Origin of the sequence: Pseudomonas sp. FP2300, assembly GCF_030687595.1 — a bacterium.
Lineage (GTDB): Bacteria > Pseudomonadota > Gammaproteobacteria > Pseudomonadales > Pseudomonadaceae > Aquipseudomonas > Aquipseudomonas bijieensis.
In genome coordinates this window covers 896,429-921,172 of record NZ_CP117440.1, presented here as the reverse complement: position 1 = coordinate 921,172, position 24,744 = coordinate 896,429, and the positions used below count along the sequence as shown (strand labels likewise).

The window sequence follows — 24,744 nt, the reverse complement described above, 5'->3', positions numbered from 1 at the left end:
ACCGGGCTTGCCGTGGGCCACCGTACTGGCAGCTAGACCGCTCTCTCGCGTTGCCGCGTGGTCATGACGATCAGTTGAGCGAACTGTGAGCCCTGCGCCCTGTGTCATTTATTTCGCCTGTCGCTATTCGGGTCCCGGCCGGGCTGGATAGCTGGATGAATACGACCAAAGGTAGCTTCTCATGGCAAATGAATCGAAATGTCCGTTCAATCACGCCGCTGGCGGTGGCACAACGAACCGTGACTGGTGGCCGAACCAACTGAATCTGAAGATCCTGCACCAGCACTCCTCGCTGTCCGACCCCATGGGCGAGGACTTCAACTACACCCAAGCCTTCAAAAGCCTGGATTTTCAAGCCCTGAAGGAAGATCTGCGGGCGCTGATGACCGACTCCCAGGACTGGTGGCCGGCGGATTTCGGCCACTATGGACCGCTCTTTGTCCGCATGGCCTGGCACAGTGCCGGCACCTATCGCACCGGTGACGGGCGCGGTGGCGCAGGCTCCGGCCAGCAGCGGTTTGCCCCGCTCAACAGCTGGCCCGACAACGTCAGCCTCGACAAGGCCCGTCGGCTGCTGTGGCCGATCAAGCAGAAGTATGGCCGCAACATTTCCTGGGCCGACCTGATCGTCCTTACCGGTAACGTCGCGCTGGAGTCCATGGGCTTCAAGACCTTCGGTTTTTCCGGTGGTCGTCCGGACGTCTGGGAACCGGATGAAGATGTCTATTGGGGGTCCGAAAACAAATGGCTGGGGGGCGATGTCCGCTACGGCAAGCCCGACAAAGCCGCCATGCAGGAGCCCGGCGAAGGCCAATTGGTGGCCGAACCTGGCAATGAAGAAAGCCGTACCGACCTGGGGCGCAACCTGGAGAACCCGCTGGCCGCCGTGCAGATGGGGCTGATCTACGTCAACCCGGAAGGCCCCGAGGGCCAGCCGGACCCGGTTGCCGCCGGGCTGGATATCCGCGAAACCTTCGGCCGCATGGCGATGAACGACGAAGAAACCGTAGCATTGATCGCTGGGGGCCACGCCTTCGGCAAGACCCACGGCGCCGGCCCCGCCGACAATGTCGGTGCCGAGCCCGAAGCCGCTGGCCTGGAGCTGCAAGGCTTGGGCTGGAAGAGCACCTTCGGCACCGGCAAGGGGCCCGACACCATCACCAGTGGCCTGGAAGTCACCTGGACCACCACGCCCACCCGCTGGAGCAACAACTATCTGGAGAACCTGTTTGGCTTTGAGTGGGAACTGACCAAGAGCCCGGCCGGTGCGCACCAGTGGACACCGAAAAACGGCGCCGGCGCGGGCATCATCCCCGATGCCCATGACCCGGCCAAACGGCGCAACCCGACGATGCTGACCACCGACCTGGCGCTGCGCTTCGACCCGATCTACGAGAAGATCTCGCGGCGCTTCCTGGAGAATCCGGACCAATTGGCCGACGCCTTCGCACGCGCCTGGTTCAAGCTGATCCACCGCGACATGGGTCCACTCTCGCGCTATCTGGGCCCGGAACTGCCCAACGAAGAGCTGCTGTGGCAAGACCCTATCCCGGCGGTCGACCATGCCCTAGTCAACGACAGCGACATCGCCGCCCTCAAGGGCAAGCTGTTGGCCTCGGGCCTGTCGGTTTCACAGCTGGTGTCCACTGCGTGGGCTGCGGCATCCACCTTCCGCGGTTCCGACAAGCGCGGCGGTGCCAACGGCGGCCGCCTGCGCCTGGCCCCGCAGAAGGACTGGCCGGCCAACCAGCCGGACCAACTGGCTCAAGTGCTGGCGACCCTGGAAAAGGTCCGGAACGAGTTCAACAGTGCCCAGTCCGGAGGCAAGAAAATCTCCCTGGCGGACCTGATCGTGCTGGGCGGCAGTGCCGGCATCGAACAGGCGGCGAAAAATGCCGGGGTCAACGTGACGGTACCGTTCTCGCCGGGGCGCATGGACGCGAGCCAGGAGCAGACGGATGTCGAGTCGTTCGGTTTTCTCGAGCCCATCGCCGATGGCTTTCGCAACTACCTCAAGGGCCGGTACCGCGTGTCCGCCGAAGCACTATTAATCGACAAGGCACAATTGCTGACCCTCAGCGCACCGCAAATGACGGCGTTGATTGGCGGTCTGCGGGTACTGGATACCAACGTCGGCCACTCGGCGCACGGTGTCTTTACTCAACGGCCCGGGGCATTGACCAATGACTTCTTCGTCAACCTGCTCGACATGGGCGTGGAATGGAAACCGCTCTCCGACACCCAGGAAACCTTCGAAGTCCGTGACCGCAAGACCGGCCAGGTCAAATGGACCGGCACCCGCGTCGACCTGGTCTTCGGCTCCAACGCCCAGCTCCGGGCCTTGGCCGAAGTCTATGCCAGCGCGGATGCGAAGGAGCAGTTCGTCAACGACTTCATCGCGGCGTGGGTCAAGGTGATGAACCTGGATCGGTTTGATCTCAGGTGAGAAGAATCCAGGCATGAGGTCTGGCAAGGAAGCGACCTCATGAACTTTTCTTCACCCCACGCCCCCGCGTGATTGGGTACAGTCGCCTCGCTCATTCAAGAAACTAAGGTTTTAGCCCGCTCTCCCAGCGGGCTTTTTTTTGCCCGGCATTCAGGTTGATGAACGTGCGTTGCCCAACGCAGGCAAAACGGGCGCCAGCGTCTCTTGCGCTGGTTTCGACACCGGTTGTTCCAGGGCCGCTCGCCCATAAAACAGCAGCGCCATCAGCCAACAGCTCAACCAGACGAAAATCCCCGCCCAGAATGTATGGGACATGTAGTGCCAGCCCTGCAGGACTCGCGTGGTGCCATAGACAAACCCCAAGGCCAGCGCCCCATGCATCAAGGCTTTGGAATGACGCCAGCGGTAGCGGCGGGCGACGAAATACAGCGCCAGCATCGTGAACCCGCCGGAGGCATGACCGCCGGGCCAGCAACGACCGTCACCGGCGACATTCAGCAGGTCGAAATTCTGGAACCATTCCTTGTGCTCGATCTTGCCAGCGTACTGGGTGGTTTCCACCGGGCAATACACGCTGGTATGGCCCTTGAGGTAATGGATCACCCCGGTGCTGAGGGAAAAAGCGAAGACCACGTAGAGAAAATCGCGACGGTGCTCGTGGGCAAAACGTAGAGGCTTGCTCAGTCGGGTCCTATCCAGCAGGCGAAGCAGCCCAGGGCGCTTTTGCGGTTTGAAGACCGGCCAGAAAAACGACAACAGCGCACCGACGATGGCCGCCTCGCCGGTCCAGTTCGGAATGACCCGCGCCCATTTGTGGGTGATTTGCTCGAATAGCCGCACGTGTTCCAACGGAAACACTTGGTGCAGCGGATCGTAGAAAAGATTGCTGATGGCGATGTCGATGCGGGTCATGTCGAACAGCAAGAACACCACGGCCGCACAGACCAGCGGAATTCCGAGGTTGAATCCGTAGAAACGGGCGCGAGCAGACGTCAGCATGGGCGGTCCTAATCGTGGGAAAAGTTACGGAAAAGTCATCGAACGCCAGTCAGACGCTTCGATAAAGCCAAGCAGCCGTGGCGCTTGTGGCTGGGCGGTGGAAACGAACAACGAAGCCCCATAGCCAAACGCCGAGGTCGGGCGCTGGAGCGCGGTTTCCATCGCTTGCATGCATTCGCTGTGGGTGACCAGGATCAGGTTGCGCCCGACCACTTTATGGGCCAGGGCATTGCGCAGCAGGTCATGCCGGCAATTGATCAGCCAATCGTCACCGCTGCTCACCTTGTTGAACATGTACCCCGCCGTCTGGGTCGCACGCACCAACGGGCTGTTGTAGAGGTCGGCGTTGTCCAGGCCCAGTTGTTCGAAGCGGGCACCGAGGCCCACCGCGACGGCGCGGGCCCGGTCAGTGATGCCTTCGCGATCGTTCAGGCACGCAGCCTTGGAGTGATCGCAGCGTTCGACATGGCGCACCAGCACAATCATCTCGCCCTTGGCCCAGCCATCGGCCAAGGCCCGGGCGCCAGCGATGTTGCCATGGGCCAGGTCCGGCACCGCCGCCGGGCTGAGCAGCCAGAGGGTCAACGGGATGACCAGCAGCGCCGACGCCAGCACGACTACGGCGTTTCGGTAACGGGCAAACCGGCGCGTATCGATCGAACGCGTCAGGCCGAAAAGGCTCAGTCTCAGTTCCACATCAAGCCGCCCCGACGGCATCCACCCAGTCATTCGATGGCGCGACAGTAGAGAGGCCGACGTGGGCAGGCAGTGAAACCGATGTGAAAAAAAGCTTGGGGTGAACGCGAAGCAGGCACCTCGATGCCCTGAAAGACCGCATCGCCTTTATCGCGGGCAAGCCTTGCTCCCACAGATACCCGGAAAAAAACTTACAGATCTTGAACCCGCCGCCGATATAGCCCTGCTACATGCTCTTGCTGGCTCTTAACAACAACAATCTTCCAGCGTACCGACGATAAGCAGCACAACGTTCCTGGAGGAATTGATGAACAGCTGGTTTGGCAACATTAGCGTCAACATGAAATTGGGTCTGGGCTTCGGCCTGGTGCTGGTATTGACCTGCCTGCTGGCCCTGACCGGCTGGACGAGCCTGGACGGGCTGATCAATCGCAGCAACTGGATGAGCGACATCACCCAGCTCAACGCCGGCCTGACCAAACTGCGTGTCACGCGTCTGCAATACATGCTGACCAACGGTGACGAGACCGCCGCACAAAATGTGCAGACCACCCTCGATGGTTTCGTGGCGCAACAGAACGCCCTGCTCAGCAGCTTCAAGAGCCCGGAAAACGTCAAGCTGCTCAAGGAGCAGAGCGCGGTCATCGGCGCCTATCAGGTGTCCCTGAACAAAATGCGCAGCGCCTACCGCACTGGCAACACCGCCCGCGACACCATGGGCACGAACGCCGACATCGCCTACAAGCTGATCGAGACCATCGACGCCGACGTACGGCAGATGGCCCTCAGCGATGAGCGTTTCGCGCAGTTCCAGGCCATCACCCAGGCCAAGCAAGCCTTCATGCTGGCCCGCTATGAAGTGCGCGGCTACACCGCCAACAGCAACGCCGATACCGAACGCAAGGCCGTCGCCCAACTGGACGCCGCCATCGCTTCGCTCAAGCCGCTGAACGAACACTTCTCCAGCACCCGCCAGGATGAACTGCGCCAACTGGAAAACGCCCTGACCCAATACCGCAGCGCCGTGCAGGCCTTCAAGCTAGCCACTGCCGATGTGGTGCAGGCGCGCAAGGAAATGACCGACCAGGGCGCGACCATCGTGACCTTGAGCGAGCAGCTGTACCAGATCCAACTCGACCGCCGTGACGCCGAAAGCGCCCAGGCGCGCACCCTGCAACTGGTCAGCACCCTGCTGGCGTTGCTGGTGGGGATCATTGCGGCCGTGATCATCACGCGCCAGATTACCCGTCCGCTGCGCGAAACCCTGGCCGTGGTCGAACGCATCGCCAGCGGCGACCTGTCGCACACGGTCATCGTCACCCGCCGCGATGAACTGGGCGTGCTGCAACAAGGCATCGCGCGCATGGGCGTGACGCTGCGCGACCTGATCAGCGGCATCCGCGATGGCGTGACCCAGATCGCCAGCGCCGCCGAAGAACTGTCCGCCGTGACCGAGCAGACCAGCGCCGGGGTCAACAACCAGAAAGTCGAGACCGACCAGGTTGCGACCGCCATGCACGAGATGACCGCCACGGTCCAGGAAGTGGCCCGCAACGCCGAAGAGGCCTCCCAGGCCGCGGCCGCCGCCGACGGCGAAGCCCGTGCCGGCGACCAAGTGGTCAGCGAAGCCATCGCCCAGATCGAACGCCTGGCCAGCGAAGTGGTTCGCTCCACCGACGCCATGACCGTGCTGCAACAGGAAAGCGACAAGATCGGCAGCGTCATGGACGTGATCAAGGCCGTGGCCGAGCAGACCAACCTATTGGCTCTCAACGCCGCCATCGAAGCGGCCCGCGCCGGTGAAGCCGGGCGTGGTTTCGCCGTGGTGGCCGACGAGGTCCGTGGCCTGGCCCAACGCACGCAGAAATCCACCGAAGAAATCGAAGGACTGGTGGCCGGGTTGCAGAACGGCACCCAACAAGTGGCCGCCGTGATGAACAACAGCCGCAGCCTCACCGACAGCAGCGTGGCCCTGACCCGCAAGGCCGGCGCGTCACTGGAAAACATCACCCGCACGGTGTCGAACATCCAGTCGATGAACCAGCAGATCGCGGCCGCCGCCGAGCAGCAAAGCGCCGTGGCCGAGGAGATCAGCCGCAGCATCATCAACGTGCGCGACGTGTCCGAACAGACCGCCGCCGCCAGCGAAGAAACCGCTGCGTCCAGCGTCGAACTGGCGCGGCTGGGTAATCAGTTGCAGATGATGGTGAGCCACTTCCGCGTCTAACGTCCGACGCAATTTTGCATGACCTACTGTGGGAGCGAGCTTGCTCGCGAAGGCGCCGGATCAGCCAGCATTGAAGTTGACTGACCCACCACCTTCGCGAGCAAGCCCTCTCCCACAGGATTTGCATCAGCGCAGCCCACGAATCGCTCTTTCGTACAAATCCCCCGCCCCCAGTCCTACCGCCTTTCTCTGCACGCTCCTGTACGGTTTTCGCTTGAACAAGCACATTGCGCTCGAACAGGAGATGACAACACATGGACGTAAGCAACGACTCGCTGTTGAAAAGGCTCGTTACCTCCCCAGACGGTGAGGACGCCACAAAAGCCGAACTGAAAACCGCCATGCTACGAATGGGGGTGACGTCGGTATTCGACATTGTGCGCATGAGCAAGACGCAGTTCACCGAGAAACTCGCCAGGCATAGCGACGCGGACGGTGAACAGGCCTACGACAATGCTTCGAGCCATGCCCGGCAAATCAGTCGCTTGTACCAGGAACATCAAATATCGTCCGGCGCCAACAAGTCACGTATCAAGCACAGCCTGAAGGCAGGCTCAACGTCAGTGCCCACCGGCTATCAAGCGCTGTTCGAAGAGAATTGGGAGCTGTTCTGCAATGAGGGTGATATCGCCGCAATCGACTCGCCCGTAGCGTATCTGCGGGCGCTGTATCTGTTTGCCGGGGAGCTGGAAAACCTGTCACCGCACGCCAGCAGAGTCACCTTGGCGCAACGGCGCCCGGACCTCGAGACACTCGCGCTCGATCGGCAGAGTGCCTTCGTTACCCGTCCGATGCTCGACATCATCAACGACACCCTGCGCAGGAACATCAAGGCGCACCTGGTCAAAACCGGTGAAAAAAAGACCGTGCGCCAGGTACTCGCCAGCGCACATTTCCCTTTCTCGCTGCCCTACGATCTGCACCATCATCAATGCGTGCTCGGGTTGGGCACGGGCAAGCCGGCGCTGGGCGAACTGAATTATCGGGTCAGCCTGAACCTGCCGTTTTCAGAGGGCCGGAAACATTACGGACAGATATCCGTCAATCCTGAAGAGGCGCAAAAGCTTCTGTCCGGGCTGAGTCCGGCGCAACAGGCGCTGCTCATCGCGCCGACCGCCTCACAAGGCAACCTCGCCACGCTGAAAAAGAGCTACGGCACCGAGGACCTCTTGAGCCTGAGTGAGCTCGAGTTCTTCATGGCGCGCACCGGGCTCACCACGGAACAGGTCGAGCAGTTGCTGGCACAAGGCAAATACAGCCCACGAACGTCAATCAACAGCCCCGCTTCTTCCCTGAACCGTTACGGCGCGGGCTACATCAACGGCGGCGGGGCGATCCCGGCCCTGGCGATCGAAACCCAAGGGAACCGGAAGGTCTTTGCCAACGACGCCCCTGAGCGAATCGACCGTTTGCAACGAATGATCCGCCTGCATCGCTGGACCGGTATTCCCGTTGCCGAACTGGACACGTTGATCACCAATGCCCAGCGCTCGGAGAGGGTCGAGACGTTCAGTGCCAACACCTTGCGCGCCCTGGGCGTCTATCGGTACCTGAACCAGCGCCATGGCATCGCCCCTGAAGAATTCGCTTCATTGCTGCACGACATGCCCATCCATGCGTGCGGTGATCGAGTGCCACTGTTCGATCAAGTGTTCAATCGCACCCGACTGCTCAAAGGTCCCGACTGGAGCACTCAAAAGGGGAACCTGACCGCTACGGACGAGCGGACTTTCAGTTACCTCAGTGCCGGCCTTGGGCTTCCCGTTGCGCCAGATTCACTGTTGCTGCTGGCCAGGCAAGCCAGCCAGCATTTGTCGCAGGGGTACGACCTGCCCACGGTTTCGGCTCTCTATCGCCAGGCCCGTATCGCCCGGATGTTCAAACTCTCCCCTCTTGAATGCATCGAGCTGGCCCGGTCGCTCGGCGGAGAGGATTTTTGCAAGGCGTTGGTGACAGGGGAGCTGAGAACCGCCGGCTCCGCAGAGCTCGACATTCTCGATGTGCTGATGGCAATGGACTGGGCTGTCGACTGGCTCAGGCAAAACGATCGGGACGTGCTGCAATGGTGTCGCCTGTTCGAAGCAAGCAGCAATGACGGGCCGCTGAATCACAACCTGGCAAAGCGATTGGAGAAATTCCAGACGGACATCCACACCACCCACGACCCTCAGCATCGGGTGGAGGTGCTGCTGCATGACATTGCGGACCTGCCTGCCGAATACGTCCCTTGCGTCTTGCAGATGGCCGGCACCGATGCAACGGCGGTCGTCGCGGCCATCGAGGCGGCCCCGGGGGAAATGCCCCGGTTGCTGGCGACGGTATTGCGCACTGCCGAGGCTTGCCAACATCTGCACCTGAGCAGCAGCACGCTGAAGGTCCTGCTGGAAAACCCGACATGGCTGGCCTCGCAACCACCCCGAACATTGACGCCCCAGATGCTGTATCTGCTCGAATGCTTCAGTCATTGCGCCCGCCATCAGGCCCAGTCGGAAGAGAACCTGTTGCACTACCTGCAAGTGGCCAATCAGGGCACGCCTCAATCGAAAGAAGAAGCCAATCGCCTGCTGGCCAAGCTGTTGGATTGGAGCGTCGAAGAGGTGAGTTTCCTGCGGGCGCAACTGCTAACAGGGCAAGACTCAATGGGAACCGTGGATTGGGTCATCCGTTGCCAGGCCTGCTGCCAGAGCACGGGACTGTCGGCGAACCTGCTGATCAAGGCGACCGCACTGAATACCCGAAGCCCCACATCGGATTGGCAAACCGTGGGTGATGCGCTGATCGCCGCCTGCCATTGAGCGGACACCCACTTCAACATTCAAGGACAGAATATGACCGTTGCCCTGAAAAAGCAGCTCGATGAACGCCTGCGCGATGCGCTGCTGGCGTTCTACCTGAACACTGTCGCACCCGACAATGCCACGCCGCTCAAGAGTGCCCAGGATCTCTATGAATACTGGTTGCTCGACGTACTGATCAGCCAGGATGTGCCTACCACGCAGGTGGCCTGTGCCATTGCCAGCCTGCAGCAATACATCAACCGTATCCTGATGAACATGGAGCCCGGTTACGACCCGCAAGACGTTAGCGCCAAGCACCGGCAGACATGGCGCAATGAACTGCACCAGTACGCCACCTGGGCCGCCCATCAAAAGCTGCTGTATTTCCCCTCGACCTATCTGGACCCGACCCTGAGGGCGAACAAGAGCGACAACTTCCAGCAACTGGAAAACGCCCTCAGCCAGAATCGGATTGAACCTCATGCGGTTCAATCGGCGGTCCTGGCCTACCTGGCCCGATTCGAAGAAGTGGCCAACCTGACGATTCTCAACGGCTATATCGATGGCGAGGACTTTGCCAACAGCACCTACTACCTCATCGCCAAATCCCGTACCGAAAACACTTACTTCTGGCGCTCGCTGGACATGGCGCAACGTCCACTGGACGGTCCCTCATCGTCCCCCACCAAACTGGATCAGCCGGATCCGTATGCCTGGTCGGACTGGGAAAAAGCCGACGTACCGATCCCCGAAAGCGCGGTCGAACACTCGATCCGTCCGGTCTGGTTCAACAACCGCCTGTTCGTGGTCTGGGCCGAATGCATCCATCAGGATAAGTCGGCCGCCAGCGCGCACTCGAGCGACGACGCCTCGCCGCCAAGGGCGAGTCATCCGCTGCTGCGTTTGAGCTATTGCTTCAAAAAACAGGATGGCATCTGGAGTACGCCGCGATTGGGCCTGCAAGGGTATTGCGAGGATCAGGCGCTTGCCAGTCAGGGTCTGGAGACGATCATGCCGTTGATAGGTACCGTTGCGGCGCAACATCGCAAGGGCTCGCGAGACTCACTGTATCTTGCCTTATGTGCGCGAAAGCCCAACGCCGGCTCGGGGTCTGCGTCGACCAATACCTTTAGTTTCATCAGAACAATCTACATCGACAAAAATCTTGCCCATAAGCCTGACAGTGCAACGACGATTGAACAGGCGGAAGAACAAAAACCAAAAAAAAAGGAACACACCCTCCTTGATACGACGCTCATCGAACCTCACGACCAGCGCTTTCAAACAAGATTGGCTTTTCTGGAAATCGAGGGTGCTTCAATCCCGCGCCCCAAGAATATTACTAACAGCCTTTTGAATTTCGATGACTATTTCAACGGAGCAATTTACAAACCCGTCGATTCGACACACATACTATCCTTCCATGCCGACGATACGTACCTCCCCCCTGCCGTGAGTGAAATTCGCATCGTATTTCCACGGCTTCAGCTCATGCTGCCTCCAGTCGACGAACACCTGCCCTCCTCTTCTTACATAAAACTTCGTGACAATTCCAAAATCAGCGCCATAACTTTGGTCGACCCCACCAATATGACTTACCAGTTGTCGTTCGATGACCTGAACAACGTGGTCCTGGACAGTGAGGATTCACCTGGATTCACGACTTCAGCAACAAAAAGTCTGGCTGGAAAGCTGATCTCAGTAGCGGCAGTACGCCACTTGATCAAAACCTACAACGACCGCTTCACCGGAGCCCCTCGAGGGAAGGTTACCGTGGCGTTACAAGAGCCTCACGGCCGCAGTCATATCCGGACTCCCTTCTCGTATGAAGAAGAGCTGCTCTACCGAAAATATGTAATTTTGCGCCAACCCGCCGGCATAGAAACCGACTCGTTAACGTATGACAAACTGGAGCCTGTCGCCGCATCCCCCCTGGTGAAACAGCTACCCAGTCGCCATGAGCACCCCTTGCGGGCGGAAGACCTTAATGGGGACGGAGATACGTTATTTTATGGTGTTGCGCTGGCCCGCCCAGACAAACCGGATGAAATAATTTCCTTCGCGCTCAAAGCGTTCAAACTGAGCCTGACGCCCAGGTTCCTCGAACAGCCGAGTATTAGCGCCGTACCGACATCCAACCTGGGCACCACCCAATTCATCGACTTCACCAATTCCTCCATCAAGCACAGCGACAGCAAAAGCCAAAAGCGCCAACCGATCCGATTGAACACCGTATTTGCCGCAGAACTGATCCGGCGAACCGAAAACAGCCTCGACGAACTGTTCGACCGGACCACTCAACAACTGCCGGAACCCGCCCTGCCCGACGCCCCAAACAACAGGATGGACTTCCACGGACCTTACGGCCGCTACTTCACCGAACTGTTTCTTTACTTGCCATGGCTGGTTGCCCACCGCTTGAACGCCGAGCATCGGTATGAGGACGCTGAACGCTGGTTGCACTATGTCTTCGACCCGAGCCGCAGGAAAGCCGAATGCTGGAGAAGCGTCCCTCTGCTCGACGGTGACACACCTTCGTATTCCGCCCAGGCGCCCCATGATCCGCATCAAATTGCCCTCAGTCATCCGGTGCACTTTCGCAAGGCGCTGTATTTCCTCTACCTCGACATCCTGACCAACCGAGGCGATGCCGCGTACCGCGAGCTGACACCGGACAGCCTCAGCGAAGCAAAGCTTTGGTACGTCCGGACCCTGGACTTGTTGGGGCCACGCCCGGCCGTTCAACCGGTCGATCATTGGACGGCTATCAGCCTTCGAGCCCTCAGCCACACGAACAATGATGACCTGCGCACCTTTGAAAACTTGCTGCCCCTGCCTGCCACCAGCCCCCCATCACTTATGCAAGACGGCATTTCGCAAGGGACCCTGGCGGCCATCGATAGCCCATATCTACGCGTGCCGTTCAATCCGCAGTTGCTCAAGTGCTGGGACGTTGCCGAAAGTCGCCTGTACAACTTGCGGCACAACCTCGACATGGCTGGCAAGCCGTTGCATTTGCCGGTATTCGCGGCTGCGTTGGACCCACGCGCCGTGCTCGGCATCAGCGCCCCGAACACCCGCGACGGTGCTACGGCCCCCTTGCCGGCGGTGCACATTCCCAACTATCGCTTCACGGTCATGCACAGTCAGGCTCAGAACGCCGTTGAAAGCATCAGCCAGTTCGGCGCCACGCTGCTGTCGTTGATCGAGCGCAAGGAACAGGCCCAGTTGCAGGAGCTGCAGCAACAACAGGCCTGGGACCTGGCGAAAGTCTCCGTTGACCTGCAACGCCAGGCCCTGAACGTCGACCGTCAAAACCGCCAGGCGCTGCTGGCCAGCCAGGCCATTGTTCAAAACCGCATCACCCATTACCAAAAACTGCTGGACGATGATCTCAGTGCCGTCGAGACAAAAGCCAATTACTTCTACGTGACCAGCGGCACCTTGGAAGCCGGGGCAATGACCTGCCAAATCGTGGCAGGTGGGCTGATGATGGCTCCGAACGTTTTTGGCTTCAGCAATGGCGGCAGCCGTTGGGAGGGCCCGGCGCTCGCATCTTCTGCAGCCTTCCATAGCGCCGCGATCATAAGCCGCACGGTAGCGGCCCAACTCGACCGTCAGGCCACATTCGATCGTCGCCGGGATGAATGGCATCACGCCTACGATCAGTCACGGCTCGAACTGGCCCAGATCGACGCACAACTGACGCAATTCGCCGAGCAGGAAGCCGCCACTCGCCTGCAACTGCGTCTGGCCGAATCAACCCTGAGCCAAGCCAAGGCCAACTACGATTTTCTCAGCAAGCGCTTTACCAAGGCACAACTGTACCAATGGCTGAACAGCCAATTTGCCGCGCTCTATCGCCAGGCCTACGACGCGACACTGGCGCTGTGCCTGGCGGCCGAAGCCGGTTGGCAGTATGAAATTGCCGACTTCGACACGCGTTTCGTCCAGCCCGGTGCCTGGCATACGACCTATCGCGGACTGGGCGCGGGCGAGCTGTTGAAGATGAACCTGTTGAAGATGCACGCCGAGTACCTGCGGCGTCACGAGCGGGAACTGGAGATACGCAAGACAGTGTCGCTGCGCCAGCTCAAACGCCACACCCCGACCAGTACCCTCAACAAGGAATGGCCGCAAATCCATGCCGACTTGAAAAAAGGCACCTACGAATTCGAGCTGACCCAGCAATTGTTCGAAGACGACTACAAGGATCAGCAACATTACCTGCGGCGGATCAAGACCATCAGCGTGTCCTTGCCGGCCCTCGTCGGCCCGTACGAAAACGTTCGAGCCACGCTGACCCAGACCGCCAGCAAGGTATTCCTCTCCCCGGGTGACCGGGGCAAAACCCTGCAGAGCCTGCGCGCCAACCAGCAGATTGCCCTGTCTACGGGCGTCGACGACAACGGCCTGTTCACGCTGAATTTCAATGATGACCGCTACCTGCCTTTCGAACACACCGGCGCCATCTCCACGTGGCAGTTGACCTTCCCAAACCCCGAAGCACAAAAAGACCTGCTTGACTCACTGACTGACGTCATCGTGCATGTGAGCTACACGGCCAGGGTCGGCGGAGGTGCGCAATGACTGAACAACCCCTCCTGCCTGTCACCGCGCCGTCACTGCCCAAGGGCGGTGGCGCCATTCAAAATATCGGCAAAGGATGGGCCGCCATCGGCGCCCACGGTACGGCCTCCTATGAAATTGTCCTGCCGATTTCACCGGGGCGCGGCTTTGCTCCGCCCTTGTCCCTGAGCTATGCCAGCTCGCTCGGCAACGGTGTGTTCGGCATCGGTTGGGGGCTGTCGCTGCCCTGCGTGGCGCGACGCACCGGCAAGGGTGTGCCGGCCTATACCGAAGATGACGAAATCATCGGCCCCAGCGGGGTGGTCTGGCTGCCCGAGCGCGACGCGCAAGGCGTCATCGTCACAACCCGCATCGATCACTACAATGATCTGCACCTGGGGACGACCTACACCGTCACCCGGTATTTGCCCAGAATCGAAAGCCGCTTCGACCGCATCGAACACTGGTCCTCGCCCGACGACAAACCGGGCTTCTGGCTGGTGCACGGTGCCGATGGCAGCCTGCATCTGTTCGGAAAGAACCCTGCGTCCCGTCGAGCCGATTCCCTGGATACGCGCCGTGTCGGCGAGTGGTTGCTGGAGGAGAGCCTGAACCCTTACGGCGAGCACATCCTCTACCAATACAAGGCCGACGCAACGGCCCAACGCTATTTGAGCCGGGTGAGCTATGGCAATTTCAAAGCCGATCCACACCTGTACTTATGGAAAACAGACCGGCTCGCGCCCGTGCAATGGCACTTCGAATTGGTGTTCGACTACGGTGAACGGACCACAGCCTACGAACAGAAACCGCCGTATGAAGGCCAGCAGTGGGCAACCCGTAGCGATGGTTTTGCAAGCTTCGCCTACGGTTTTGAATTACGCACCGAACGCCTGTGCCGCCAGGTCCTGATGTTTCACCGTTTTCCCGAAGAACTGGGGGCTGCCCCCATCCTGGTGAGACGCCTGTTACTCGCTTATCGCCAGACATCCCTGGGTTTGCACCAACTGAGCGCCGCCCATGACCAGGCATTCGGCGATGGGACAACCGTCGACGGCCGGCCCCCCGTCGAGTTCAGCTACAGCGAATTCAAGCCCCGGTTGCAAGCCCGCGCCTGGCAACGCTTTGACGACTTGCCGGGGCTCAACGATGGTCACCGTTATCAACTGGTGGATTTGTACGGCGAAGGCCTGCCGGGCGTGCTCTATCAAAGCGACGCAGGTTGGCTTTACCGCGAACCCGTGCGGGCCAAGGCCAAAAGCGACAAAGTGGCTTATGCCCCGTGGCGGGAGCTGCCCCATATCCCGGTTGCCGACCATGGGAAACCGATGCGTCAGTCATTGAACGACCTGACCGGTGATGGTCGTTTGGACTGGCTCGTTGCCCAACCGGGGCTGAGCGGTTTTTTCTCCCTCGGCGCCGATCGGAGCTGGGCGGATTTCGCCACGTTCAACGCGTTTCCAACAGAGTTTTTCAGCCCACAAGGGCAGTTGGCCGACCTGACGGGCGAAGGGCTCGGCGATCTGGTCTTGATCGGCCCGCGCAGCGTTCGCCTGTACGTCAACCAGCGGGAACACGGTTTTGCCGCCCCGCTGGAAGTCGCCCGCGACGAGCATGAAGATGCCCTGGCGGTATTCAACGCCTCACCCGGCGAACTGGTGGCGTTCAGCGATGTGCTGGGCAGCGGCCAGCAGCACTTGGTGCGCATTCGCCACAACGAAGTGACGTGCTGGCCAAACCTGGGCCACGGGCGTTTTGGCAAGGGCATCGTGCTGGACTTTCCCGGACTTGCCTACGAAACCTTCGATGCCTCGCGTATTCGCCTGGCGGATCTGGATGGCTCCGGCGCCGTCGACCTGATTTATCTGCAAGCAGACCAGGCACTGATCTTCATGAACCGCTGCGGCCAGGGTTTTCGCCCAGCGGTCGCACTGCCCTGGCCTCCCGGACTGCGTTGCGACAACTTATGCCAGGTGAGCATCGCCGACCTGCGGGGGCTCGGCTGCTCCAGCCTGATCCTGAGCGTGCCGCACATCACACCGCAACACTGGCGCTACGATTTCGTCGAGTCGAAACCGTATCTGCTCACTGGCACACACAACAACATGGGTGCCAGCGAAACCATCAGCTACCGCAGCTCGGCGCAGGAATGGCTGGATGAAAAAGCCGCCCATACCAAGGCCGGCACGCCTGCGGTCTGTCATGTGCCCATGGCACTGCATCTGGTTTCGAGCCAGACCCGGGAGGATGAAATCACCGGCAATCGACTGACCCGCAAGTTTGCCTATCGCCAAGGCTACTACGACGGCGTCGAGCGCGAGTTTCGCGGCTTCGGCCTGTTGCTGGAAACCGACAATGAAACCAACCCCGACGATGCCGACGCCCAGGGCTTCACCATGCCCAGCCTGAAGAAGACCTGGTTCCACACCGGAAAAACGGTGGACATGCCCCGTATCGGCTACAACGACGACCCGCAAGCCGTGGCGCTGGGCAAAGCGCTGCTTTGCCAATACCAGGGCGAGGCCGGGCACGACATCCCCGTGGCCGCGCCAACCCCAGCCACCCGCATTGAAATGGCCCGCGCGTTGAGTGGCCATGTGCTGCGAAGCGAAACATTCGGGGTCGACAGGCGCCGGAAAACCCGGACCCTGTACTCGGTCCAGGAACACCGCTATCGCATACGCCTGCTGCAAGCGCCCGACAGCCATCGGTCCTACGCCCGGATGCTACCGCTGCCGCTGGAATCCATCACGTATCAATACGAAGGCACCGTCGATGACCCGCAATGCCAGCACACCTTGAACCTGCAACACGACCAGTACGGCGCGCTCACCCACAGCCTGGACATCCATTACGCCCGCAGGAAAACCGCCGACGATAACCCACCGTTCAGCGATGTCGACCAACAACGATGGTGGCGCGATGCGCATGATCCGGCGCAGCAGTTTTACTACCTGAACGAAACCCGGGCCGAATTCATCCACCTGCAAGCGCCTCAGGCGTGGCGGTTGGGCCTGCCTTATCGCCAGCGTACCCAAGCGTTGCGATGCCCCAAGGCTCCCGAAGCCGGTGGGCTGGCGCCGCAGGACATGACCTTCGAAACCTTCAGCGAACGCGTGAAGCAAATAACCTGGACGAACCAGAGCACGCTGACCGGCCTGACCGTGCAGCGCTACAAAGACGCTTTGAGCCCAGCCACCCTCGCGGATGGCGTCGCGGACTTCCAGGCCCTGGCCGACCATCTGGAAACGGCCGAGCTGGACGAAAACGCCCTCAAGGCCTTCCGTTTGCTGCCCCAGGAAACACGCCCCAAGGGAAGAATGCTCGAACGCAATCACTACCACCGCATGGTCGATTTTCTTCCGGCGAGCAGCCGCCCCGTACGCCTCTGGTCAGTCAAAAGCGGCTTCGCGACCTATGCCCCGTGGGACGGGTTCTACAAAATCCGCACCCTACAGCCGAGCGAAAGCCATGGCGTGATCGAGATCAGCCGCGACAACCGTCACTGTGTGCTCACCCGGTTCCAACTGCCTGATGGTTGTGCCACCGAGGCGACCTATGATTACCGTTCACTCCAGCCCCGGCGCGTCACCGACCCCAACGGCAATGTGCAGGAAGGCCTGCTCGATGCTTTCGGCCAAGTGTTGGCCACCTCCTTTTATGGCAACGAGCACCACGGGCCACGGGGTTTCAAACCGCTTGCGCAGTTCAAACCTCCACCGTTCAGCAGCCCGACAGCGGCCATCAGCCAAAGCCGGGACGCCCTGCAGGACGCCGCCACGGCGCTCTATTACGCGCCCTTCAGCTGGATGGGTTGCGTATCCACGGCGGCCCTGGCGGACACCGACTGGCTGGCGCGTTGCGTGAACAACGGCGACCTGCTTCCTGGCGGGCATATCTGCGCGTCGGCTCGAAACCGGCTGGCGGAGCTTCAGGCACTCTCGGCCGATGACCTCAAGCTGAAAAACGAACTTGAGGCCGCGCTGCGTGAACCGGTGCACATCGCCACACTGGTCGCCGACCGCTACCCCGATGACGACCGAAAACAAATCCGCATCGCCGTCACCTGTTTCGATGGCTTCGGGCGAACCCTGCAAAGCAAGCAACTCGTCGAACCGGGCATGGCTTACGTCGTCGACGCCAGGGGCGACCTGACGCTGACGGATGGAACGCCCAAGGAGCAGATTGCCGCAAGGCGCTGGCGTGTCAGTGAACGGGTGGAATACAACAGCAAAGGCTTGGCGGTGCGCATCTACCGCCCTTACTTTGCCGATCAACATCGCTGCATCAACGACGAGTCCTTGCGTCAATTCGGCCATTACGACCGGCAGTTCTACGACGCCCTCGGACGCCCCACCCTCACGCGCCTGGTCAGGCAAGCCGGCGTCTCCTACATGCGGCGACACACCCGCCATCCTTGGTACACCGTGGACGAAGACGAGAATGACACGCTGCAGGAAGTCGTGTCCGAACACGCCGCCACTGTTGGAGGTGAAGCATGAGCGCACGCCTTCATCACAAGACGCCCTCGATCAACGCCTTCGACAGCCGGGGCCTGGCCGTGCGGCAAGTCGCTTACTACCGGCGCGACGCCCAGGAACAGTCCCTGGCGCGCGTGACCCAGCAAGACTATGACGCGGCGGGACGACAGGTGGCGCAACGCGATCCCCGACTGTTTGCCAGTGCTACGGGGGGCGCCAATCTGCAGACTGTCTACAGCCTGTCCGGCAAGACGCTGTTGCTCGACAGTATCGATGCCGGGTGGCGCCTGTACCTGCCAGGGGATGCCGGGCAGATATTGCACTGCTGGGATCAGCGAGGCAGCTATTGGCAGACCACCTACGACACGCAACTGCGCATGACGGCCGTCCATGAACAAGCGGCAGGCGACGTGCCGCGCAGGGTCGAATGCCTGCAATACGGCGACAATTCGCCGAAGTCCGCGGTGCGCAATCGGTGCGGTGCGTTGATCCGTCACGATGACAGCGCCGGTACCCTGCTGATCCATGACTATGCGCTTTGCGCCAAACCCCTCAGCCAGACCAGACATCTGCTGACCGTCACCGACCGACTGGACTGGCCAGCGGAGGAGAAAGACCGCGATCGCTTGCTGGAAAAGGGCGACGGCTACACGACAAGCTGGCGCTACGACGCACTCGCCGAGTGTATCCAGCAGACCGATGCCGCCCAGCACCAGCAGCGCTACTCGTTCGATGTCGCGGGTCAGCTCAAGTCCGTGGGCCTGCTGATAAGAAACACCTCGACCGAAAAATCCATCGTGAGCGATCTCGTCTACAACCCGTCCGGCCAGATCGAGTCCCAGACGGCCGGCAACGGTGTCGTCAGCCACGCCGTGTACGATCCGGCCAACGGTAGACTGACCGCCCTGCGCACATCGCTGGCTGCCATGACCTTGCAGAATCTGCGCTACACCTGCGACCCGGTGGGTAACGTGACGCACCTCGAGGACAAGGCCCAACCGGTGCAGTTCGGCAGTAACCAACGGGTCGAAGCCAGCAGCACGTTCACTTACGACAGTTTGCATCAATTGATCAGCGCGACGGGGCGCGAGGCCGCTGGATTGACCAGCCCCGCGGACCTTCCAGCCCTCGGCAAACTACCCATCGACCCCGGGCAGTTGTTCAATTTTACCGAACACTACGAGTACGACGCTGGCGGCAACCTGATCGAATTGCGCCATCGTCGCGACGGCAATCACTACACCCGCACACTGGAGGTGGCCGCCGCGAGCAATCGCCTGCGTGCCTGGAACAAAGGCCAGTCTACGTCCGACGTAGCCGTGGACTTCGATGCCAACGGCAACCAGCAGGCGCTCTCCCCGGGCCAGGCGCTGACCTGGAACCTGCGCAATCTGCTCGACAACGTGGTTTTGGTACGGCGCGAAAACGCGCCCGATGACATCGAGCGCTATTACTACGACAGCGGCGGCCAACGCGTACGCAAGATCCAGACAACCCAGGGCGCGGCGAGGGTCCACACCCGGGACGTGCGTTATTTGCCTGGCCTTGAAATTCACACGCGGGATAACGAACGCCTGGAAGTCATTACCCTGCAGGCGGGGCGCTGCAATGTGCGTTATCTGCATTGGACTCAAGGCCGACCGGCCACCATTGCCGCCAACCCACTGCGCTACAGCTTCGGCGACCACCTGGGCTCAAGCTCATTGGAACTGGACGATCAGGGCAACCTGATCAGCCAGGAAAGCTACCTGCCTTACGGGGCCACCGCTTGGGCGGCGTCCCGTTCGGCCGTGGAGGCCGATTACCGGACCCTGCGCTACTCCGGCAAGGAGCGCGATGCCAGTGGCCTGTATTACTACGGGCAGCGCTATTACGCGCCGTGGCTGCAACGCTGGATCAGCCCCGATCCGGCGGGGGCGATCGATGGGTTGAACCTGTATTGCATGGTGGGGAACAATCCGCTGCGGTTCGTCGACCACCAAGGACTGGGAAAAGAGGACGTCATCCAATGGATGAAAGCTGATGGTCACGCCCGCTCCCAGACGATGATGCAGCCCCCACCGGCAAAAAAGGCCCGCCAATCTGCCGGGGATCATCGAGCAGCCGTCAGTTCCGGACCCGCCCCCAGCCCAAGCTTCAGCAAAACGAAACGCAAGGACCTGGTCGTTCACTCCTACGGCGTCGTCCTGGATCGCAAGGGCAACAACGATGTGGGTCTCAACGAGTACTACAACCTTGCCGGGCCCAAATCCGGCCCGGCGGGATACCGCGGCGTGGACAAGGATTATGACGGTACCGCCAAAAGCGACAGGTTCTACCTGGATTTCGGAAGCTACAAGATCGGCAATACCGATGAATACCTGACGGACCTGGCCGAACGGTACAGCGCGACGAAAAACGATCCGGTCCACCAATTTGAGGTAGATCCTGAGGTGCTGAAACTCGAACCGACGCTGAGCAGGACGCTCGAGACCCTCCACGAACTCCAGCAACCCACCCAGAAACTCATTGCAACGCACATCGAGAAATCCAACGGGATCATTCCGGTGCGCACCGGAGGGCCTGGGGCTCATGGAGAAGTGCGTGCGCTCAACTCAGTCGTTGCGCTCTACCCGGGTCAAGTTGAAAGGGTACTTTCGGATACGCATCTGTTCACCGAAAAGTTGACCAGCGTGACGCAACCGGAGCCTTTCATCGCCTGCTTCAACTGCAGCGGCATTATCCCCGAGGAGGTCAACATCCCGACTGGTCGCAACCCTAGAAACTATGGGTTGTACAACTTTCACGTATCGGAAATAAATCGGCCCCGGCGTTCTGGCAGTGCGTCTTGAGTGGGAGTCTTGATGCAGAACTTGATCGGTTCATATCAGGTATATGAACCGAGCATTGACGATCATCCCCTGGATTTCAGGGTATGACCTGAAACGCGTGAATGATCAGATAAAACTCGCTACTCGGACTGCCAAGGATTAATCATCTCGACCCCGGAAAACTCAAAATTCCGAACATTTCGAGTCGCAATCGAAGTGCCGTGGGCTCGGCAAATAGCAGCAATCTGCGCGTCGGCCATCGACATCGCCCGCCCCCTTGCTTCGCAGTTCTCCACCAGCGTCGCGTACTCAACGGCGGCATGGGCGTCAAACGGAAATATTCGCCCGACAAAGTCCTCTTCGAACATCGCCATCGCATGGGCTTCAAATTTCTGTTTACGCTTACCGGATGGGAGTCGGGCAATGCCATGGAGAATTTCCGCCACGGTCACCGCAGTGATCGCAAGATCCATCGCCGGCAGCTCGTCGACCCAAGCCAACACTCTAGGATCGGGCTCAAACCGCATGAACTCTGACAGGACATTGGTATCAAGCACGATCATTCGGAAAGATCCGCCGCCTTCGCCTTCTCCTGCCGCGAAGGCAAATCGAGCTCAACCCCGCCGCTTGCGCTGAACCTGTTGCGGATCCGGCTGCCAAGACCTCCTGCTTGATTAACAGAGGCCAATGCCTTTCCCAAGATCAACCGAGCCTCTTCTTCCATCGAATGCCCATTATGGGCAGCGGCTATTCGCAGTTGTTCTTTGATCTGGTCGTCAAGGTTTCGAATGGTGATGCTGGCCACGATGCCTCCTGCAATCAATGAAATCATTGATTGCAGGCTAACACATCCTGCGTTATCAGGAGGACGGGGTGCCAAACGGTTCAGACATTAATCGCATTGGTAAACACCAACCGATTCCCGAACGGATCACTGATCGCCATGTCCTGGCTACCCCAGGGCATGGCCTGGATCTGTGGGTGGGCATAGCGGTATTGCTTGGCCTGCAATTGCTGCTGGAAGGCTTCCAGCTCATCGGTCTCGATCCGCAACGCCGAGCCCGGTGTGCAATCGCCATGGTGCTCGGACAGGTGCAGCACGCAGTCGCCGCGGGAGACTTGCAGGTACAGCGGGAAGTCGTTACCGAAGCGGTGTTGCCAGTCGACGGTAAAGCCCAGGAAGTCGACGTAGAACGCCAACGCCTTGGCTTCATCGAAGATCCGCAGGATCGGAGTGGTTTTACCGAAGCTCATGGGTTGCTCCCTGGCTGAAAAGACCCAGTGTAGATGGGTTGACTCCAATGCTTCGGCTTTAAACCCGGCTTCTTTAGTGTCGCAGTGCCATTATTGTGACGTCAATTTACACATTTTCAGCCGCTTACATGCCATGGGATGGCCTGAACCCCTGGCGCAGATCGCCCTCGCGCGCCAGGAACCGCCCTTCCCGACGCCCGTTTGCCTGCCCTTCGCGATAGCTCAAGACACCATTGACCCACACGCCATCAATCCCTTCGGCAGCCCGTTGAGGTTCGTTGAAATCGGCCACGTCGCGAACGGTGTGTGGATTGAACAACACCAGGTCCGCCCAATGCCCTTCACGAATTTCGCCACGATCCCTCAGGCCGAAGCGCGCCGCTGAAAGGCCGGTCATTTTGTGCACAGCGGTGTGCAAAGGAAAGAGCCCGATGTCGCGACTGAAATGTCCCAGCACCCGTGGAAATGCGCCCCACAAGCGCGGATGGGGAAACGGGTCCTCGGGCAAGCCGTCGGAGCCGACCATGGACAGCGGGTGGGCAAGGATGCGTCGTACGTCGCCTTCGTCCATGCCGTAGTACACCGCGCCGGCCGGTTGCAAACGACGCGCTGCGTCCAGCAACGACACGCCCCAATCGCTGGCAATGTCGGCGAGATCGCGACCACCCACGTGCGGATGCGGGGTCGACCAGGTGATGGTGATGCGATGGGCGTCGGTCACCTGCTTGAGATCCAGGGTCGAGGAGCTGGCCGCGTAGGGATAACAGTCGCAACCGACCGGATGGTTTTTTGCAGCGTTTTCCAGCGCTGCCAACACCTGTGGACTACGCCCCCAGTTACCGGCACCCGCGCACTTGAGGTGGGAAATGATCACTGGGCTTTGGGCGTGACGGCCAATGCGGAACGCCTCGTCCATGGCTCCGAGCACCGGCTCGAATTCGCTGCGCAGGTGGGTGGTGTAGATCGCACCGAAGGCCTTCAACTCTTCGCTCAGTTGCATGACTTCGTCGGTGGATGCCGAAAACGCGTTGGCATAGGCCAGGCCGGTGGACAGGCCAAGTGCGCCGGCTTCCAGGCTTTCGCGCAGTTGCTGGCGCATGGCGGCGATTTCTCCGACGCTGGCAGTGCGCAACAAATCGTCCATGTGGTTACTGCGCAACGCCGTGTGGCCCACCAGCGCCGCTACGTTGACCGTCGGCATGGCCGCTTCCACCGCCCCGCGATAATCCGCGAAGCGCGGGTAGGCGAACGCCTGGGCCGTGCCGAGCAGGTTCATCGGGTCCGGCGGGTCGCCCCGCAAGCTGACCGGCGCGGCACTGATGCCGCAGTTGCCGACGATGACCGTGGTCACGCCCTGGCTGAGCTTGGGCAGCATTTGCGGTTGGCGAATGACCACCGTGTCGTCGTGGGTGTGCACATCGATAAAACCTGGCGCCAGTACGCGGCCGGCGGCGTCGACTTCTTCAAGCGCCGGGGCATCGCCCAGGTCACCAATGCGCTCGATGCGCCCGGCGCGAATCGCCACGTCGGCGTTGTAGCCGGGGCGGTCGCTGCCATCGATGACCAATGCGTTGCGGATAAGGGTGTCGTAGGGCATGTCAGTCTCCCAGCGGCAAGTCATCGTCGCCGCCGCGGTAATCGTCCAGGGCGAGCTTGACCCGCCGCAGGCGCTCTTGATTGTCTTCAGGGTGAGTCAATGCCAGTTCGGTGGCGAGCACATCGATGGCCAGCAGCATGCCGTAGCGCGCCGCTGTAGGTTTATAGATGAACGAGGTTTCAGCGCCTTGCAGGGGCAACACCACATCCGCCAGGCGGGCCAGCGGCGAGTCGGCACGGGTGATGGCCAGGATCGCCGCGCCGTAGCTGCGAGCCAATTCCACCGCGCCGAGCAATTCCGGAGTGATGCCGGTGAGCGAGCAGGCAATGACCAGGTGATGTTCACTCAGGGATGTGGCCGTGATGCGCATCATCACCGGGTCGCGGCACGCGGAGATCGGGTAGCCGAAACGCACCAGCCGCACCTGCAACTCCTCACTGCACAAGGCCGACCAACCACCGAGGCCGAATGCATGAACCATCCGTGCCTTGCCGATCATCCGTACGGCATCGCCAAACCGTGACTCTACGAACCCCGACAGATGCTGGCGCAAGGTCGACTCGATATCGCCGACGATCTGCCCATAGAACGCCGACTGTTCTGGCGCCCCGGCCGGGTCGAGAAAACGACTGCCGACGCCACTGGCCTGGGCCAGTTGCAGGCGCAAGTCGCGAAGGTCGCGGCAACCGACGGTGCGGGCAAAACGCGACAGCGTGGCACTGCTGACTTCGGCCCGTTGGGCCAGTTCATCGAGGCTGGCGGAGGCGGCAAAGCCTACGTCGTCGAGCATCAGCCGGGCGATTCTTCCTTCGCCAGCGCTGAAAGAATCCTGGCGGGAGCGGATCTGGTAGAGGATGTCCATGGCGGCTCCTGTGGCGTTACGGTGCG

General features: G+C 60.6%; 13 protein-coding genes. 6 read left to right on the top strand and 7 right to left on the bottom strand.

The window, feature by feature from the left end:
* Positions 1-181 precede the first annotated feature (181 nt).
* Positions 182-2,446, top strand: a complete 2,265-nt coding sequence (gene katG, locus PSH86_RS03875; RefSeq protein WP_305487977.1) for a catalase/peroxidase HPI — start codon at positions 182-184, stop codon at positions 2,444-2,446.
* Positions 2,447-2,596: 150 nt separating this feature from the next.
* Here the strand turns inward: katG and PSH86_RS03870 are convergent, their stop codons facing one another.
* The gene (locus PSH86_RS03870; protein WP_176688670.1) at positions 2,597-3,445 is read right to left on the bottom strand and encodes a phosphatase PAP2 family protein; all 849 of its coding nucleotides are present in this window, start codon (positions 3,443-3,445) and stop codon (positions 2,597-2,599) included.
* A gap of 24 nt (positions 3,446-3,469) precedes the next feature.
* Positions 3,470-4,141 (bottom strand): histidine phosphatase family protein, encoded by a 672-nt coding sequence (locus PSH86_RS03865; protein ID WP_370873732.1) that lies wholly within the window; start codon positions 4,139-4,141, stop codon positions 3,470-3,472.
* Between the two features lie 307 nt (positions 4,142-4,448).
* On the opposite strand from PSH86_RS03865, the gene PSH86_RS03860 reads away from it, so the two are divergent.
* From PSH86_RS03860 to PSH86_RS03840, 5 genes are all read left to right on the top strand, one after another.
* The gene (locus PSH86_RS03860; protein WP_232200541.1) at positions 4,449-6,368 is read left to right on the top strand and encodes a methyl-accepting chemotaxis protein; all 1,920 of its coding nucleotides are present in this window, start codon (positions 4,449-4,451) and stop codon (positions 6,366-6,368) included.
* 254 nt (positions 6,369-6,622) lie between these two features.
* Entirely contained in the window at positions 6,623-9,163 is a 2,541-nt protein-coding gene (locus PSH86_RS03855; protein WP_305487972.1) for a Tc toxin subunit A, read from the top strand.
* A 33-nt stretch (positions 9,164-9,196) separates the two neighbouring features.
* Entirely contained in the window at positions 9,197-13,735 is a 4,539-nt protein-coding gene (locus tag PSH86_RS03850; protein WP_305487969.1) for a neuraminidase-like domain-containing protein, read from the top strand.
* Positions 13,732-18,216 carry a SpvB/TcaC N-terminal domain-containing protein gene (locus tag PSH86_RS03845; protein ID WP_305487966.1) on the top strand — a complete coding sequence of 1,495 codons (4,485 nt, stop codon included), beginning with the start codon at positions 13,732-13,734 and terminating at the stop codon, positions 18,214-18,216. Before PSH86_RS03850 ends, PSH86_RS03845 begins: the two co-directional genes overlap by 4 nt.
* Positions 18,213-21,026 carry an RHS repeat-associated core domain-containing protein gene (locus PSH86_RS03840; protein ID WP_305487963.1) on the top strand — a complete coding sequence of 938 codons (2,814 nt, stop codon included), beginning with the start codon at positions 18,213-18,215 and terminating at the stop codon, positions 21,024-21,026. Before PSH86_RS03845 ends, PSH86_RS03840 begins: the two co-directional genes overlap by 4 nt.
* 119 nt (positions 21,027-21,145) lie before the next feature.
* Here the strand turns inward: PSH86_RS03840 and PSH86_RS03835 are convergent, their stop codons facing one another.
* The 5 genes from PSH86_RS03835 to PSH86_RS03815 form a co-directional block, all read right to left on the bottom strand.
* The gene (locus tag PSH86_RS03835) at positions 21,146-21,568 is read right to left on the bottom strand and encodes a type II toxin-antitoxin system VapC family toxin (protein ID WP_109753417.1); all 423 of its coding nucleotides are present in this window, start codon (positions 21,566-21,568) and stop codon (positions 21,146-21,148) included.
* Positions 21,565-21,810, bottom strand: coding sequence for a plasmid stabilization protein (locus tag PSH86_RS03830; protein WP_109753715.1), 246 nt, complete (start codon positions 21,808-21,810; stop codon positions 21,565-21,567). The genes PSH86_RS03835 and PSH86_RS03830 overlap by 4 nt, the downstream gene beginning before the upstream one ends.
* A gap of 80 nt (positions 21,811-21,890) precedes the next feature.
* Positions 21,891-22,259 (bottom strand): glyoxalase superfamily protein, encoded by a 369-nt coding sequence (locus PSH86_RS03825; RefSeq protein WP_109753416.1) that lies wholly within the window; start codon positions 22,257-22,259, stop codon positions 21,891-21,893.
* A gap of 124 nt (positions 22,260-22,383) precedes the next feature.
* On the bottom strand, positions 22,384-23,856 hold the full coding sequence (locus PSH86_RS03820) for an amidohydrolase family protein (protein ID WP_305487957.1): 1,473 nt from the start codon (positions 23,854-23,856) through the stop codon (positions 22,384-22,386).
* 1 nt (position 23,857) lies between these two features.
* Entirely contained in the window at positions 23,858-24,718 is an 861-nt protein-coding gene (locus PSH86_RS03815) for a MurR/RpiR family transcriptional regulator (RefSeq protein ID WP_109753414.1), read from the bottom strand.
* Positions 24,719-24,744: the final 26 nt, after the last annotated feature.

Bases quoted from the DNA above. Each gene is read 5' to 3' on its own strand.
- katG (WP_305487977.1), top strand. From the start codon at position 182: ATGGCAAATGAATCGAAATGTCCGTTCAATCACGCCGCTGGCGGTGGC.
- PSH86_RS03870 (WP_176688670.1), bottom strand. From the start codon at position 3,445: ATGCTGACGTCTGCTCGCGCCCGTTTCTACGGATTCAACCTCGGAATT.
- PSH86_RS03860 (WP_232200541.1), top strand. From the start codon at position 4,449: ATGAACAGCTGGTTTGGCAACATTAGCGTCAACATGAAATTGGGTCTG.
- PSH86_RS03855 (WP_305487972.1), top strand. From the start codon at position 6,623: ATGGACGTAAGCAACGACTCGCTGTTGAAAAGGCTCGTTACCTCCCCA.
- PSH86_RS03850 (WP_305487969.1), top strand. From the start codon at position 9,197: ATGACCGTTGCCCTGAAAAAGCAGCTCGATGAACGCCTGCGCGATGCG.
- PSH86_RS03845 (WP_305487966.1), top strand. From the start codon at position 13,732: ATGACTGAACAACCCCTCCTGCCTGTCACCGCGCCGTCACTGCCCAAG.
- PSH86_RS03840 (WP_305487963.1), top strand. From the start codon at position 18,213: ATGAGCGCACGCCTTCATCACAAGACGCCCTCGATCAACGCCTTCGAC.
- PSH86_RS03835 (WP_109753417.1), bottom strand. From the start codon at position 21,568: ATGATCGTGCTTGATACCAATGTCCTGTCAGAGTTCATGCGGTTTGAG.
- PSH86_RS03825 (WP_109753416.1), bottom strand. From the start codon at position 22,259: ATGAGCTTCGGTAAAACCACTCCGATCCTGCGGATCTTCGATGAAGCC.
- PSH86_RS03820 (WP_305487957.1), bottom strand. From the start codon at position 23,856: ATGCCCTACGACACCCTTATCCGCAACGCATTGGTCATCGATGGCAGC.
- PSH86_RS03815 (WP_109753414.1), bottom strand. From the start codon at position 24,718: ATGGACATCCTCTACCAGATCCGCTCCCGCCAGGATTCTTTCAGCGCT.